Origin of the sequence: Herbidospora galbida, assembly GCF_005233835.1 — a bacterium.
Lineage (GTDB): Bacteria > Actinomycetota > Actinomycetes > Streptosporangiales > Streptosporangiaceae > Herbidospora > Herbidospora galbida.
The window spans coordinates 1-13,588 of record NZ_SZQA01000055.1; the positions used below are offsets into that span (position 1 = coordinate 1).

Consider the following 13,588-nt stretch of genomic DNA (forward strand, 5'->3'; position numbering starts at 1 on the left):
CCGTCCGCTGGGCGGCGGCGCTCGGCGACCCCAGCAACGCCGCCTACGCCGCGGTCGCACGGGCCTCGGTGACCGACGCGGCCGGTGCGGTGCGGGCGCTCGCGCCGCTCCACCGGACCGGCCACCGGGACGGCGTCGACGAGCCGGGCCTGGTCGGATGGCGGGAGGCGTATGTGGAGGCGCTGGTCCGGACCCGGGAACTGGAGACCGCCGGGGTCGTGCTGGCGGACCTGGAGCGGCTGGCGGAGGCGCGCGACCGGGCGTCGGCGCTCGTGGCGGCCGGCCGGGCGCGCGGCATGCTGATGGCCGAGATGGGGCGGCGCGTGGAAGCGGAGGCGGCCTTCGAGGGTGCGCTCATCCAGGCGAAAAGGGCGGCTCAGCCGTACGAGACCGCCCTGACGCACCTGGAGTTCGGCGCGTTCCTGCGCCGGGGCGCGGCCCGCCGCCAGGCCGCCAGCCACCTGAGGGCCGCCCGCGACCTGCTCGCCCCGCTGGGCGCGGCCCCCGCGCTGGCCCGCTGCCGCCGTGAACTGGCCGCCTGCGGCGCCGCCGATCAGGTCAGGCCGGCGGGCCCCCGCGCCCTCACGCCCCAGGAACACGCGGTGGCCCGCCTCGTGGCGGCCGGCCTGACCAACCGGCAGGTGGCCCGCGAGCTGGTGCTCAGCGTGAAGACGGTCGAGTACCACCTCGGCCACGTCTTCGTCAAGCTCGACATCGGCTCCCGGGCCCAGCTCGCCCGCCGCTTCAGGGAGTGACGGGCGGGCACGACCGGTTCAGGGGGACAGCGCGATCTGGTCGAGGTCCACGATGCCCTTGATGGGCCCGGCGACCCCGAGACCGTCGATGTAGGTCAGCACCGCGCTGACGTTGTAGGCGTCTCCCGCGAAGGCGGCGGCCGGCACCAGCACGTCCACCACGTGGACGCCGCCCGCGGGCAGCGGCTGCGTGGGCTGGTCCGGCGCGGCCGTAGAGAAGTCGGGGATGGCGCCGACTCCGTCGAACCGCGCCTCCGCGCGGAAGGATCCGCCGATCATGGTGGCCAGGACGCCGCTCAGGGTCCAGCGCACCCGCACCCGGAGGTCGGTGCCCGCCTTGATGACCTCTTCCGGCTGGTTGCCGTCGTTGTCCAGGACCTCGGCCTCGACCGTGGCGGCGAGGAGCGCCGCCGTCAGTCCCTTGGGGACACTGATCTTCCCCGTTTTCACTGCCATGAGTTTCTCCGTTTTCGTCTGGATCGAGTGCTCAGAACGCTACGGAGCAGGTCACCGGCGTCGCTTCAGGCGACGAACCGGGCATATCCCCTGGGTGCTCCCTGGGTTCGCCGACCCCGGACCCGCCTACCGTCGCCCTCATGACGGACTTCCTCCGCTGGCTGATCGCCACCCTGACCCGCCCCACCTCGGGTCTGTTCGGCGAGCTCGACCTCCGCGACGGCGACCGTGACCCCGCCCCGGGCACGACCGCCCGCTACGCCGGTCAGGACCGACCCGGCCTGCTCGGCGCCACCCACGTCCACGACCTCAACCAGGCCCTGCGCACCCTCGGCTTCCTGATCGCCCCCACGGGGGGCGAGTTCACCCGCGACACCCGCTGGGCCCTGCAGGAGTTCCAGCGGTACGCCACCCTCCCGGCCTCCGCCGTGGAGCGGTTCCCCCACCTGCCCCGCTGGTCGGACCGGCTCGTGGCCCTCCCGATCGCCGTCCACGAGCGCTACCGGGGGACCGCCACCGGCGTGCTCAACGCCTGGACCCGCTTCACCCTGCGCCACTGGCTGGCCAACGGCCGCCGCTGCCCGGTCGTCGTCGAGGCCAGGAAGGGCGACGGCGTGGTCGCCGACAACGTCTGGCGGCCCGACGAGGTGCCGGACGACACGCCCCGGTTCCACGCCCTGGACTTCAGCGGGGCCTGGAAGGCCGCCGAGCCCGACGTCGCCGGCGACTTCACGCCCGCGGTCCGGGGCGGCGCGCGGTCGGTGCCGCCGATCCACACCTGGCAGCCGCTCGGCGAGGTGCTGCCGGAGCACCTGCTGCCCGGTTCGCCCGCGATCGGGGACCTGACCGTCGCGGCGCTGAGCACCTTCAAGGTGGTGCGCGCGGTCGCCGACGTGGAGTGCTACGGCTACTTCGACAGCCTCAACGCCTACGACAACGGCTACCTGTCGCTCGGCCTGTGCCACTGGACGGCGGGGCTGCGCGGCAACCCGGAGACGGCCGTCGAGAAGGCCGAGCTGTGGCCGTACCTGAGCCTGCTCAAGAGCCGTGACCGGGCCGCCTTCGACGAGGCGGTCGGGCGGTTCGGGCTCGACGTGGTGCCCTGGGAGTCGGTCGAGTTCAACGCCAACCAGCGCAAGTACGTGGGGCGCGCTCTGGTCGTACAGGAGAAGGGAGACCCGGTTCCGCTCCCGGCCACCAGGAGCGAGTACGACGTCTTCCGCGGCTGGCACTGGTTCCACCGTTTCCAGATGGCCTGCCGCACGGTCGACGGCTTCCGCCGGGGCATGTGGACGATGAGCCGCATCCGCCTGCGCGACATCCTGTCGATCCCCTGGGACGGCCACCGCGTCGGCGACGTCGTCACCTCCGAACGCGGCGTGGCGCTGCTCCTGCGCTGGCACGTCAACCGGCCCGCCGACGTCTGCACCGGGGGTCAGGCCGGTCCGGGGCTCGCCATCGCCCGGACGGCCGCCGGGCTGACCGGCGACCCGGCGGGCTGGGGCGACGCCGAGGAGCTGGCCCTGATCGCCGAGCTGGTCAAAGCGGCCCCGGCCGCCCTCACCGACTCCATGAAGTACGTCGAGGCGTGGCCGGAGAAGATGTCCAAGACACGCGGCTACACGCTGCCGACGGCGGGGCTGCGGCTCAGCGCGGCCCGTGGCTCCTTCGCCCTCGACACCTCCGGTCTATGACGGGCCGGCCAGCGCCTCGATCGCCGGGAGCGCGGCGGCCAGGGCGCTGCGCTGGTCGGCGGGCAACGCGTTGATGCGGGCGGCGAAGAAGGCGATGCCGTCGCCGCGCAGCCGGGTCAGCTCGGCCCGGCCGGTCGGGGTCAGGCTGATGAGGGAGGCCCGTCCGTCGGCCGGGTCGGCCACCCGCGTCACCAGGCCCAGGTGCTCCAGACCGGCCACCACCCGGCTGAGCGTCGGCGCGCTGACGCCCTCCTCGGCGGCCAGGTCGACCAGCCGGACCGGCCCCAGAGTGGCCACCGCGCCCAGGGTCGAGGTCTGGCCGGCGGTCAGGTCGCCCCTGGTCTGCCGGCGGCTGCGCCTGGCCAGCCGGGCCAGCGCCGTCTTGAGCCGTTCGGCCAGCACGTCGACGTCGGTCATGACCGGTTCACCGTGACCGCGGTGACCGCCAGCTCGTCGTGGACGTACCGGCGGCCTCTCAGCAGCGAGGCGACGGCGGCGACCAGCGACATGGCGATGGCCAGCAGGAACACCACCACCAGACCTTGGTGGAAGGGGCCGGAGACGAGGTTCGGGAAGTACTCGCGGCCGGTCAGGGTCGCGGCGTTCGCCGGGGTCAGGTGGGCGAGGGCGCCGGTCGGGCCGAGCAGGTTCCCGATGGGGTTGTAGCCCAGGAAGGCGGCGAAGAGCGTGCCGACCGGGGGCAGCGCGCCGATCGTGGCGGCGAGCGCCGGCGGGACGCCGTGCTGGGCGAGGCCGCCGGTCAGGGTCTGCGGCAGGGTGGCGGCCAGGCCGGCGATCATCAGCGAGAAGAACACGCCGATCGAGAGCACCATCCCGGCGTTGGTGAACGTCGCGCGCATGCCCGAGGCCACGCCGCGCTGCCCGGCCGGGACCGAGTTCATGATCGCGGTGGTGTTGGGCGCGGTGAACAGGCCCGACCCGACGCCGTTGAGGAAGATCAGCGCCGCGAACACCCAGTACGGGAAGTCGATCGGCACCAGCAGCAGCCCGAGGAAGGCCAGCGCGGACAGCATCAGTCCGCCGGAGGCGAAGGCGCGGGCGCCGTGCCGGTCGGACAGGTGGCCGGAGATCGGGCCCGCCAGCAGGAATCCGGCCGTCAGCGGCAGCAGGTAGATGCCGGCCCACAGCGGGGTGTCCTCGAACCGGTAGCCGTGCAGCGGCAGCCAGATGCCCTGGAGCCAGATGATCAACATGAACTGCAGGCCGCCGCGGGCGACCGAGGCCAGCAGCCCGGCCACGTTCCCGGCCGCGAAGGCCCTGATGCGGAACAGCGACAGGTGGAACATCGGCTGCGCCACCTTGGTCTCGATCAGGCAGAAGGCCGCGAGGATCACCACGCCCACGGCGATCCCGCCGATCACGAGCGGGTTGGTCCAGCCCATCGAGTGGCCGCCGTAGGGCTGGATGCCGTAGGTCACCGCCGCCAGCACCATCGTGAGGCCGGTCGCGAAGGCCAGGTTCCCCCACCAGTCGATCTTCGCACCCTCCACCCGGGTGACCGTCTCCCGAAGGCTCCGGTACGCCCACACCGTCCCGATGATCCCGATGGGCACCGAGGCCCAGAACACCAGCCGCCAGTCGAGCTGCGACAGCAGCCCGCCCGCGACCAGCCCCAGGAAGGTCCCGGCGATGCCGGCCACCTGGTTGACGCCCATCGCCATGCCGCGCCGCCCGGCGGGGAACGCGTCGGTCAGGATCGCCGCCGAGTTGGCCATCAGCAGCGCGCCCCCGACGCCCTGGAACAGCCGCCAGCCGATCAGCCAGAGCGCGCCGCCCGACTGCTGGAAGGGGTCGAGCGCCAGCACCACCGTGCCGACGGTGAAGACGGCGAAGCCGGCGTTGTACATGCGGACCCGGCCGAACATGTCGCCCAGACGGCCCAGCGTGACCACCAGGACGGCCGAGACGAGCATGTAGCCCATCAGGATCCACAGCAGGTAGGAGACGTTGCCGGGCTCCAGCGGATTCAGGTGGATGCCGCGGAAGACGGCCGGCAGCGAGATGATCACGATTGAGGAGTTGACGGTGGCGAGCAGCATGCCCAGGGTGGTGTTGCTCAGCGCGATCCACGGATAACGGTCCGACATGAGGCCCCCAACAACTTGCTTACCCTAACTAACGAGTTGGGGGTGGCGAAAAATGCCCCATACAACACGAAAAGGGACGCGCGGGATCGCGCGTCCCTTTTCGGTTGCGTTCTGTCAGGCAGATGCAGAGCGCGGGCCACGACCGGCCTTCGGCCGGCCGCGTCTCGCGTACCTGGGCAGATTCAGAGCGCGAGCCACGACCGGCCTTCGGCCGGCCGCGTCTCGCGTACCTGGGCAGATTCAGAGCGCGAGCCACGACCGGCCTTCGGCCGGCCGCGTCTCGCTTACGGCATGCCGAGCGCCCGGTACTCCCAGCCCTCGGCGCGCCAGAACTCGGCGTCGAGCGCGTGGCGGCCGTCGACGATGCGGCGGTGCTTGACCACGGAGGCCAGGGCCGACGGCTCGATCTCGCGGAACTCGGTCCACTCGGTCAGCAGCACCACGACGTCGGCGTCGGCCGCCACGTCCATGGCGCTGGTGCCGTAGCGCAGCTCGGGGTAGGCGCGGCGGGCGTTGTCGAGCGCGGCCGGGTCGTAGACCCGCACGTTGGCGCCCAGGCCGTGCATGGTGCGGGCCACGTCGAGCGCGGGGGCGTCGCGGATGTCGTCGGAGTTCGGCTTGAAGGCCGCGCCGAGGCAGGCCACCTTCTTGCCGTTCAGCTGCCCGCCGACCATCTCACGGACCAGGTCGATCGTGCGCGAGCGGCGGCGGCGGTTGATCGCGTCCACCTCGCGCAGGAACGACACGGCCTGGCCGACGCCGATCTCCTCGGCCCGGGAGGCGAAGGCGCGGATGTCCTTGGGCAGGCAGCCGCCGCCGAAGCCGAGACCGGGCTGGAGGAACCGGCCGCCGATGCGGTCGTCGAAGGCCAGCGCCTTGGCCAGGTGACGCACGTCGGCCCCGGTGGCCTCGCAGATCTCCGCCATCGCGTTGATGTAGGAGATCTTCGTGGCCAGGAACGAGTTCGCGGCCACCTTCACGAGCTCCGCGGTGGCCAGGTCGGTCACCACGACCGGGGTGTCGTTGTCGATGATCGGCCGGAACGACGCCTCGAGCTGCTCACGCGCCCAGTCGGAGGCCACGCCGAACACCAGCCGGTCGGGACGCAGGGTGTCCTCGACCGCGAAGCCCTCACGCAGGAACTCGGGGTTCCAGGCGAGCTCGACCTCGTCGCCGGCCGGGGCCAGCTCCTTGATCAGGCCGGTCAGGCGGGCGGCGGTGCCGACGGGGACGGTCGACTTGCCGACGACCAGGACCTTGCGGTCCAGGAGCGGGGCCAGAGCGGTCACGGACGCGTCGACGTAGGTCAGGTCGGCGGCGTCCATGCCGGGCTTCTGCGGGGTGCCCACACAGATGAAGTGCACGTCACCGTGGGCGGCGGCCTCCTCGACCGACGTGGTGAACCGGAGTCGGCCGGTCGCCATCGTCTTGGCGAGCAGTTCGGGCAGACCTGGCTCGAAGAAAGGCACCTCGCCGGATTGCAGCCGTTCGATCTTGCGGGGGTCGGTGTCGAGTCCGACCACCTCATAGCCGAGGGAGGCCATGCAGATCGCGTGAGTGGCTCCGAGATACCCGGTCCCGATGACGGTGATCCGGGGGAGTGCGGTTTCAGTCATTGTCAGTTCTCTCGCAGAAACTCAGGAGCATTCGCTCTTCTTGGTGAGCGGGCCGCCGGTCACCTCGTTGTCGCAGGAGATCGTGTTGCCGCCTGCGGTGTCGTTGATGCCGTAGCCCCCTGAACCGCCCAGATCGATGACGTTGGCCCGGAAGGTGTTCCCGGTTCCCCAGCCATTGATGATCTTGTGGGTCTGGAAGCCGTCCGCGGGGGAGCCGCGGCCGGTGTTGCGTTCGATCAGGTAGCCGTTCCCCTTGACGTCCACCCAACTGTCGTTGTGGCCATCGCCGGTGATCATCGAGCCGTCGAAGATGTTCCCGATGATCTTGCCGTCGGAGGTGCCCTCCTTGATGTCGATGGCCTCCGCGGTGGCGCGGATGACGTTCCCGCGCGCGATGTTGCGGTCGCTCTTGTCCATCTGGCCGCCGGAGAAGGTGGCCCAGTTGCTCTCGGCGGTGCCGAAGTAGACCCCCTCGCCGTACTTGTCCTTACGGAGTCCGGTGCCCCAGATGAGGTTGTACTGGGCGATGTTGTCGGAGCTGAAGTTCCTGAAGTGGATGGCCTCGTCGCCGATGTGGTTGACGTCGAGGTCCTGGACCACGTTGAAGTTCGACTTGTCGGCCATGACGCCCTTCTGGGCGTGCCGGACGGTGAAGCCGATGAGCCGCCAGTAGTCGGCCTCGTTCAGGTGGAAGGCGTAGCCCTCCTTGAGGCCGCCGCCGTCGATGATCGCGTCGCGGGAGCCGCAGACGAAGATCGGCTGGTCCTTGGTGCCCTTCGTCGCGGCCGCGAAATGACCCTGGTACTCGCCCGGCTCCATGAAGATCACGGTGCCCGGCGTGGCCGAGGCGAGGGCCTCGGTGAGCTCGTCGGCGGTGGTCACGGTCACGGTCGCCTCGGGACAGGCGATCTTGCCCTCGCCGTCGGGGATCGCGATGTCCGGAGGCTGCTGGACGGCGGTGAACGGCTCGAAGTCCTCCTTCTTCTCGTCCTCCTCCCGCACCTGCTCCTCCTCCTGGAAGTCTTCACCGGAGTCGTCGGCCCCCAACGTCGGCAGGGGCCGCTGACCGGTCTCGGGCTGGATGTTCTCGACCACCATGCCGGGTTGTTGCTCCTGACCACCGCCGCCGAAGATCCCGTACAGGACGACCACGATCAGGATCGTGAAGGCCGCACCGGCCCCCGCCGCGATCATGGTCTTCTTGTCGATGTCGATCTCGATGCGCATGGTCAGGTCCTTTCGGCGGACGCGCCGGTGAGCGACCACACGGGACGCTCCTCCATGACGGCCTGCCTCTCGTACGGGTCGACGATGCGACGTCCGACGCGGGGCCCGTTGTTCCCGAGCGCCCGGATGGCGGAGATCACGATGAGCAGGATGACGCCGAACCAGATCAGGTTCATCGGCTTGGCGATGCGCTTGACCGTGGTCCAGAAGTCCGCCGTGTCCTGCCAGCCGTCGACGTTGTTGGTGGTGACCGCGGCCATGCCGGTCGCGCGGTCGGTGTCGAGCGCGCTGCGCCCGGCCCCGCCCAGGGTGTTGCCGACGACCTCGGTGCCCGTGGCCACCCCCAGCACGGAGACGCCGTGCAGGGTCGCCTGGTTGACGGTGTTGCCCGTCACCTCGGCCTCGGCGTTGCGCAGGTAGATCGCGGTCGGGACGTTGTTCACGATGTTTCCGACGATCTTGGCGCCGGTGACGCCGTCGCGTACCGCGATGCCCTGGCTCCACTGGCCGCTGATCCGGTTGCCGGAGACCCGGACCCCGGTCGCGTCCTTGTTCACCACGATGCCCGTCTGCCCGCCGGTCACCTCGGTAGTCTGGACGGCCAGGTCGACGCCGCCCTGGATCTCGACGCCGTAGCGCTTGTTCTCCTTCGACCACGAGCTGGTCACCGAGCTGCCGCCGAAGCTCTGCAGCGACTCGCCCGAGGCCGACGGGCCGCGGGCCAGCGGCAGGCCGCTGAGGGTGAAGCCGTTGCCGCCGTTGCCGACCGCGCCCGAACCGGTGATCGTCACGTTCTGGGTGCCGCGCGAGAGCACGAACCCGTCGCCGCGCGAGCCGGTCACCGTGGTGTTCTCGATGGTGGCGTTGCGGGCGAACCGGTGCAGCAGCACCCCGTCGACCAGGCTCCCGGTCACCGTCACGTTGGCCATCCGGGTCTGGTTGGATGCCGTGATGAAGATGCCGTAGGCGTTGCCCTTGATCGAGGTCTCGGTGATCTCCCCGGTGACGAGGTTCGCCTTCGGCAGCTTGTACGCCACCCTCTTCAGGCCCTTGCCGTCGTGGATCACCACCTGGTCGTCGTCGCCCATGCGCGGCACCAGGGCGCCGCCCGGGAGCAGCACCTTCTCGTCGGTGAGCGGCGGGGCCGGCGTGAGGTCGGCGTCGAGGGTGGTGCGGTCGCTGCCGGTCAGCGAGAGGCCGCCGGTCGAGCCGCTCCAGAACCCGAGGTACTCGACCTGCGCGTGGCTCATCCGCAGCTCGCCGCCGATCACCCGCACGTAGGCCCGGCCGTCGTTGACCCGGCTGTCGGCCGTGTTGATGTTCGGGTCCCAGCTGGTGAGGCGTACCGGGTTCTGCGGGGAGCCGTTGATGCGGATGCTGGCGCCGAAGCCGACGATCGTGGCGAACGACCCCGGCTCGCTGCGCATCCGGATCACCAGCGGGCCGGTCGCGTTCTGCAGCACCAGCTTGGCGTTCGGGCCGACGAACAGGTTGATGCCGAGGATGTACGACCCGTCGTTCTGCTTCTGGAAGTACTCCCCGCCCAGCTTCTCCAGGTCGGCGACCCGGTAGGGCTCGCGGCGCGAGGGCAGCACCAGCGTCTGGCCGTTGGCCGAGCTGGAGATGTGCGGCTGCCGGGCCCGCTGCGCGTTGGGGCCGCCGCGGGCGATCGCCGACATGAGCGTCGCCCGCGTCTGCATGATCCGCAGGTCCTCCTGGTCGACCAGGTTCGACTGCTGCTTGGCGTCGGCGGCGGTCACGTCGTCGACCGCGGGCGTCGGGGCCGGCCTGTCGGCATAGGAGAGGTAGGCCCAGGTGCCAGCGCCCAGCAGGAGGAGCACGAAGAACGTGATCCAGGCCTTCTTCATCGCCCGCCTCCCACGGTGACCGTCGGGACGGCCGGCTGCGTCGGCCTGCTACGCCCGTTGAACCCGCTGCCGTTGGTGGCGGCCGCCGCGTTCGCCAGCGCCCAGGACGGGCGCTCCTCCATCGCCTTCTGGAGCTCGTACGGGTCGACGATGCCCTTGCGGCGCCGGTCCATGATGCCGCGCGACCGGAGCGCGGAGACGAGGATCAGCAGGATCACGCCGGCCCAGATGACGTTCATCGGCTTGACGTACCGCTTGGCCTTGCTCCAGAAGGTCGAGGTGTCGACCCACCGCTCCTCGTCGTTGTTGTGGTCGTTCACGTCGCCGCTCGACCGGGCGGTGCTGACCGCGCTGGTGCCCGAGCCGACGATCGTGTTGCGGGCCACCTCCGAGCCGCCGGCCGCGCCGACGACCGTGACGCCGTGGGCGTTCACGTCCTTCACGGTAGTGATCTTGTTGCCGACCACCTGGCCGTTGGAGTCGCGCATGTAGACGCCGGTCGGGCCGCCGGTGATCGTGTTGCCCGAGACGTAGGCGTTGCGCACGCCGTCGCGCAGTGCGATGCCCTGGCGCTTCTGGCCGGTCAGCTTGTTGCCCGACAACTGCACGGCCTCGGCTCCGGCGCGGACCACGATGCCCATGTCGCCGCCGACGACCTCGCTGGTCTGCACGGCCTGGCGGATCCCGCCCATGACCTCGATGCCGTAGCGGCCGTTGCCCCGGGCCACGCTGTTGTTGACCGAGCTGTCGCCGTAGACCGCCAGCGACTCACCCGAGGCCGACGGGCCGTGAGCCAGCGCCCGGCCGTCGAGGGTGAAGCCGTTGCGCCCGTTGTTCTCCGCCAGGCAGTCGTTGACCTGGACCTTCTCGGTGGCCCGGGAGAGCACGAAGCCGTCGCCGCCGCTGCCGGTCACCTCGGTGTGCGAGATCGTCGCGTTCTTGGCGAACCGGTGCATGAACACGCCGTGGACGATGCTGTCGCGGATCTTGTTGTTGATGATCTGCGTCTGGTTCGAGCCCGACACGAACAGCCCGTAGGCGTCGCGGGTGATCACGCTGTTCTCGATCTTGCCGGTGACCAGCTCGTCGGCCGGCACGTGGGAAGCGGTGCCGGGTCCGATCGGGTAGGTCTCGACGTCGCCGTAGGTGCCGCCGCCCTGGTCCTTGGTGTTGTTCTCCAGGCGGTCGGCCTTGTCCTGGTGGCGCTGGGCCTTGGTGCGGTGCCGGTAGGTGGAGGACGGGCGCTCGGTGCCGGTCAGCGCGATGCCGCCGGTACGGCCGCTCCAGAAGCCCAGGTCGGAGACCTGGCCGTACACCATGTTGAACTGGCCGCCGACGGCCCGGATGTAGGCCCGGCCGTCGGTGGTGTCCAGGTCGGGCTTGCTGGCCTTGACGTCCCAGCTGGTGATGCGGACCGGCTTGGTCGCGGTGCCCTTGATGTCGATGTTGCCGCCGAAGGTGATGATCGAGCTGAACGACCCCGGGATGCTGCCCATCCGCAGCGTCATCGGGCCGCGCAGCTGGAGCGTCGCGCCGTCGGCCACGAAGACGTGGACGCCCAGCAGGTAGGACCCGTCGGTCATCAGCCGGACGTACTTGCCCTTCTCGACCGAGATCAGGTCCTTGAGCGTGTACGGCCGCTCGTCGTTGCGGGCCGGCAGCACCATCGTGCGGCCGAACGACGAGGAGAAGATCTGCGGCTGCTTGCGCTGGGCCGCCGCGATGCCGCCGGTCTGCAGCAGCGCCGTGAGCGCCGCCCGGGTCTGCAGGATGCGCTGGTCCTCCATGTCGACGAGCGCCGACTGCGACTCGGCGTCCTCGGGGGAGATCTTGATCAGCGGCTCGGGCTCGGAGCTCGGGATGCTCGGCGCGTCACTCGGGACGGCCGCCGGCGCGGTCTCCTGAGCGGGCTCCCGGACCGGCTCCGCAGTGGGCTTCGTGCTCGGGATGGTGTTGGTCATCCCGGTGTCGGCCGACGGCCGCGCACTCGCCGGGGGAGTCGGCGAGGGCGAGGGCGCGGCGGCGACGGGCGGTACGCCGATCGTGAGCGCGCCGAGCAGCAGGGCTCCGGCCGTCACGATGGTCCTGTGTATGGCCATCAGGCCAGTCCCTGCAGCGTCGCGGCCGTCTGGCCCTCCGAACCCGCCTGGTCGGCCTTGCGGGTCAGCCAGCCCTGCTTGTTCATGGTGAGGAACGCGTAGAGCTTGATCGGCAGGGCGATTCCGATGATGACCAGGGTGGTCAGCGGCAGCAGCAGGATCTCTTGCGGGTGGCGCTTGAGGTGCGACCAGCCGCGGATGCCGCGGCCGATGAGCAGCCAGCCGACGCAGGTGCCGATGCCCCAGGGCGTCAGCTCCAGGCGGCTGAAGAACAGGTAGCCGAGCGTGACGCCCATGGTGACCGGGGTGAGCAGGATCTGCAGCACGGTGACCTTGGTGACCAGCGGCGTCTTCCACAGCCAGCCCTTCCACAGGGCGGTCAGGTAGCAGCGGTAGGAGTTGCGGCTCCAGCGGATGCGCTGCTTGAAGAAGGCCCGGAACGAGCTCGGGAACATCGAGATCGCCCGCGCCGACGACTGGTGCACCGTCTTGTAACCGGAGGCCAGCACCAGCCAGGTGAGCCGCCCGTCGTCGCCGGCGATGCAGCGGCGGCCGAGGAAGAACTCGTTCTCCAGGTGGTGGACGACCGGCATGATCGCCGACCGGCGGTAGGCGGCGGTGCGGCCGGACAGGCAGGCCACGCCACCACGGCTGCCCATGGCGGGCACGTAGTCGTAGTAGCGCAGGTTCACCAGCCAGTCGGCGATGCGCCGCCAGACGCTGGTGGTGCGCTGGAACACGTTCTGCTGGGTGCCGACGCCACCGACCTGCGGGTCCTCGAACGGCATCTGCACGGCGTCGAGCAGGCCGGGCTCCCACCAGGTGTCGGAGTCGGCGAACACCACGATGTCGCCACGGGCGGCCCGGATGCCGACCCCCAGCGCCGACCGCTTGCCCGAGTGTTCGTAGACGAGCACGCGCAGCCGGGGGTCGTTGACCTCCCGCAGCTTCGCGTGACATTCGGTGTCCGCGACGTCGACGACGATGATCACTTCGCCCGGGTTCTGGGAGAGCCAGCTCCCGAGGCACCGGACCAGGATCTCGGCGTCCTCACGGAACGACGGCACCACGACCGAGACGGACGCGCGGTAACCGTTGACGACGGGCTTGGCCAGCCGGGACAGCACGACCCGGTAGATCCAGAGACCCCAGACGAGCAGACCCGCCAAGCCGAGCGGGACGATGTCCCGCCAACTCCCGTTGGCGCTCGACCTCACCAGCCATTCATAGGCGGTGTCGAGCCAATTCGCAGAATCAGACCCCACGACCTTGTTCTCCTGAGCTTTTCCGCACGCGAAAGAATGCACCGAGTCGTTCCGGGAATCTCAGGGAATGAGATGACCGGCGGAGCACACTATTTGTTCGGCTGAAACGTCAACTTCTGCATCGAAGTCGCTTTGAGTTCGGGCCCCCTATTGGGGGGTGAGCCCGACTGCCGAGCCGAGACGGCGGGCCCGGTGGCCGCGGGCCGGGGAAAAATCAGCGGATCTCACGCTGGTCCTCTCGCGTGGCATGGGAGGGAGAGAGTCGGGATCCGCGCCTGGCCGGCTGCGAAGAGTCACAGCTGGAACAGGTGCCACAGCAGTCCCGAGGTGTACCGTTCCATAAGCTAATTTCGGGATAAGTCGGGTGTCAACGGGCCTGTCGTTGAAACTTTTATCTGTGGGGACGGCGGGGCCTGAGGTAAACACGGTACGACGTGTGACTTTCCTGGTGGGAGGCGGTTGGGGCTCCAGGCTGGGGGTTTCCTGCACGCGTCCAGAGG

At 70.2% G+C, this 13,588-nt stretch carries 10 protein-coding genes; 2 read left to right on the forward strand and 8 right to left on the reverse strand.

Features of this window, described 5'->3' with window-relative positions; all coding sequences use genetic code 11:
* Positions 1-755: helix-turn-helix transcriptional regulator (locus tag FDA94_RS35335; protein ID WP_137251391.1), on the forward strand; the 755-nt coding region annotated here is incomplete at its 5' end.
* An 18-nt stretch (positions 756-773) separates the two neighbouring features.
* On the opposite strand, the gene FDA94_RS35340 is transcribed toward FDA94_RS35335, so the two are convergent.
* Entirely contained in the window at positions 774-1,211 is a 438-nt protein-coding gene (locus FDA94_RS35340) for a hypothetical protein (protein ID WP_137251392.1), read from the reverse strand.
* Positions 1,212-1,351: 140 nt separating this feature from the next.
* Between FDA94_RS35340 and FDA94_RS35345 the strand changes: the two genes are divergently transcribed.
* Positions 1,352-2,905, forward strand: a complete 1,554-nt coding sequence (locus tag FDA94_RS35345) for a peptidoglycan-binding domain-containing protein (protein ID WP_137251393.1) — start codon at positions 1,352-1,354, stop codon at positions 2,903-2,905.
* Here FDA94_RS35345 and FDA94_RS35350 read toward each other — a convergent pair.
* From FDA94_RS35350 to FDA94_RS35380, 7 genes are all read right to left on the reverse strand, one after another.
* Positions 2,900-3,322, reverse strand: a complete 423-nt coding sequence (locus FDA94_RS35350; protein WP_137251394.1) for a MarR family winged helix-turn-helix transcriptional regulator — start codon at positions 3,320-3,322, stop codon at positions 2,900-2,902. The two genes, FDA94_RS35345 and FDA94_RS35350, sit on opposite strands and share 6 nt — an antisense overlap.
* Positions 3,319-5,013, reverse strand: a complete 1,695-nt coding sequence (locus FDA94_RS35355) for an MFS transporter (protein WP_137251395.1) — start codon at positions 5,011-5,013, stop codon at positions 3,319-3,321. The genes FDA94_RS35350 and FDA94_RS35355 overlap by 4 nt, the downstream gene beginning before the upstream one ends.
* Before the next feature lie 284 nt (positions 5,014-5,297).
* Positions 5,298-6,629: a UDP-glucose dehydrogenase family protein gene (locus FDA94_RS35360; protein WP_137251396.1), complete on the reverse strand. Its 1,332-nt coding sequence runs from the start codon at positions 6,627-6,629 to the stop codon at positions 5,298-5,300.
* A gap of 21 nt (positions 6,630-6,650) precedes the next feature.
* Complete coding sequence (locus FDA94_RS35365) at positions 6,651-7,856, reverse strand: right-handed parallel beta-helix repeat-containing protein (protein WP_137251397.1); 1,206 nt, start codon at positions 7,854-7,856, stop codon at positions 6,651-6,653.
* A 2-nt stretch (positions 7,857-7,858) separates the two neighbouring features.
* Positions 7,859-9,724, reverse strand: a complete 1,866-nt coding sequence (locus FDA94_RS35370; protein WP_137251398.1) for a right-handed parallel beta-helix repeat-containing protein — start codon at positions 9,722-9,724, stop codon at positions 7,859-7,861.
* The gene (locus FDA94_RS35375; protein ID WP_137251399.1) at positions 9,721-11,823 is read right to left on the reverse strand and encodes a right-handed parallel beta-helix repeat-containing protein; all 2,103 of its coding nucleotides are present in this window, start codon (positions 11,821-11,823) and stop codon (positions 9,721-9,723) included. The genes FDA94_RS35370 and FDA94_RS35375 overlap by 4 nt, the downstream gene beginning before the upstream one ends.
* Entirely contained in the window at positions 11,823-13,088 is a 1,266-nt protein-coding gene (locus FDA94_RS35380) for a glycosyltransferase family 2 protein (protein WP_137251400.1), read from the reverse strand. Before FDA94_RS35380 ends, FDA94_RS35375 begins: the two co-directional genes overlap by 1 nt.
* Positions 13,089-13,588: the final 500 nt, after the last annotated feature.

Excerpts from the sequence above, each read along its gene's own strand:
- FDA94_RS35340 (WP_137251392.1), bottom strand. The coding sequence starts at position 1,211 with ATGGCAGTGAAAACGGGGAAGATCAGTGTCCCCAAGGGACTGACGGCG.
- FDA94_RS35345 (WP_137251393.1), top strand. The coding sequence starts at position 1,352 with ATGACGGACTTCCTCCGCTGGCTGATCGCCACCCTGACCCGCCCCACC.
- FDA94_RS35350 (WP_137251394.1), bottom strand. The coding sequence starts at position 3,322 with ATGACCGACGTCGACGTGCTGGCCGAACGGCTCAAGACGGCGCTGGCC.
- FDA94_RS35355 (WP_137251395.1), bottom strand. The coding sequence starts at position 5,013 with ATGTCGGACCGTTATCCGTGGATCGCGCTGAGCAACACCACCCTGGGC.
- FDA94_RS35360 (WP_137251396.1), bottom strand. The coding sequence starts at position 6,629 with ATGACTGAAACCGCACTCCCCCGGATCACCGTCATCGGGACCGGGTAT.
- FDA94_RS35365 (WP_137251397.1), bottom strand. The coding sequence starts at position 7,856 with ATGCGCATCGAGATCGACATCGACAAGAAGACCATGATCGCGGCGGGG.
- FDA94_RS35370 (WP_137251398.1), bottom strand. The coding sequence starts at position 9,724 with ATGAAGAAGGCCTGGATCACGTTCTTCGTGCTCCTCCTGCTGGGCGCT.
- FDA94_RS35375 (WP_137251399.1), bottom strand. The coding sequence starts at position 11,823 with ATGGCCATACACAGGACCATCGTGACGGCCGGAGCCCTGCTGCTCGGC.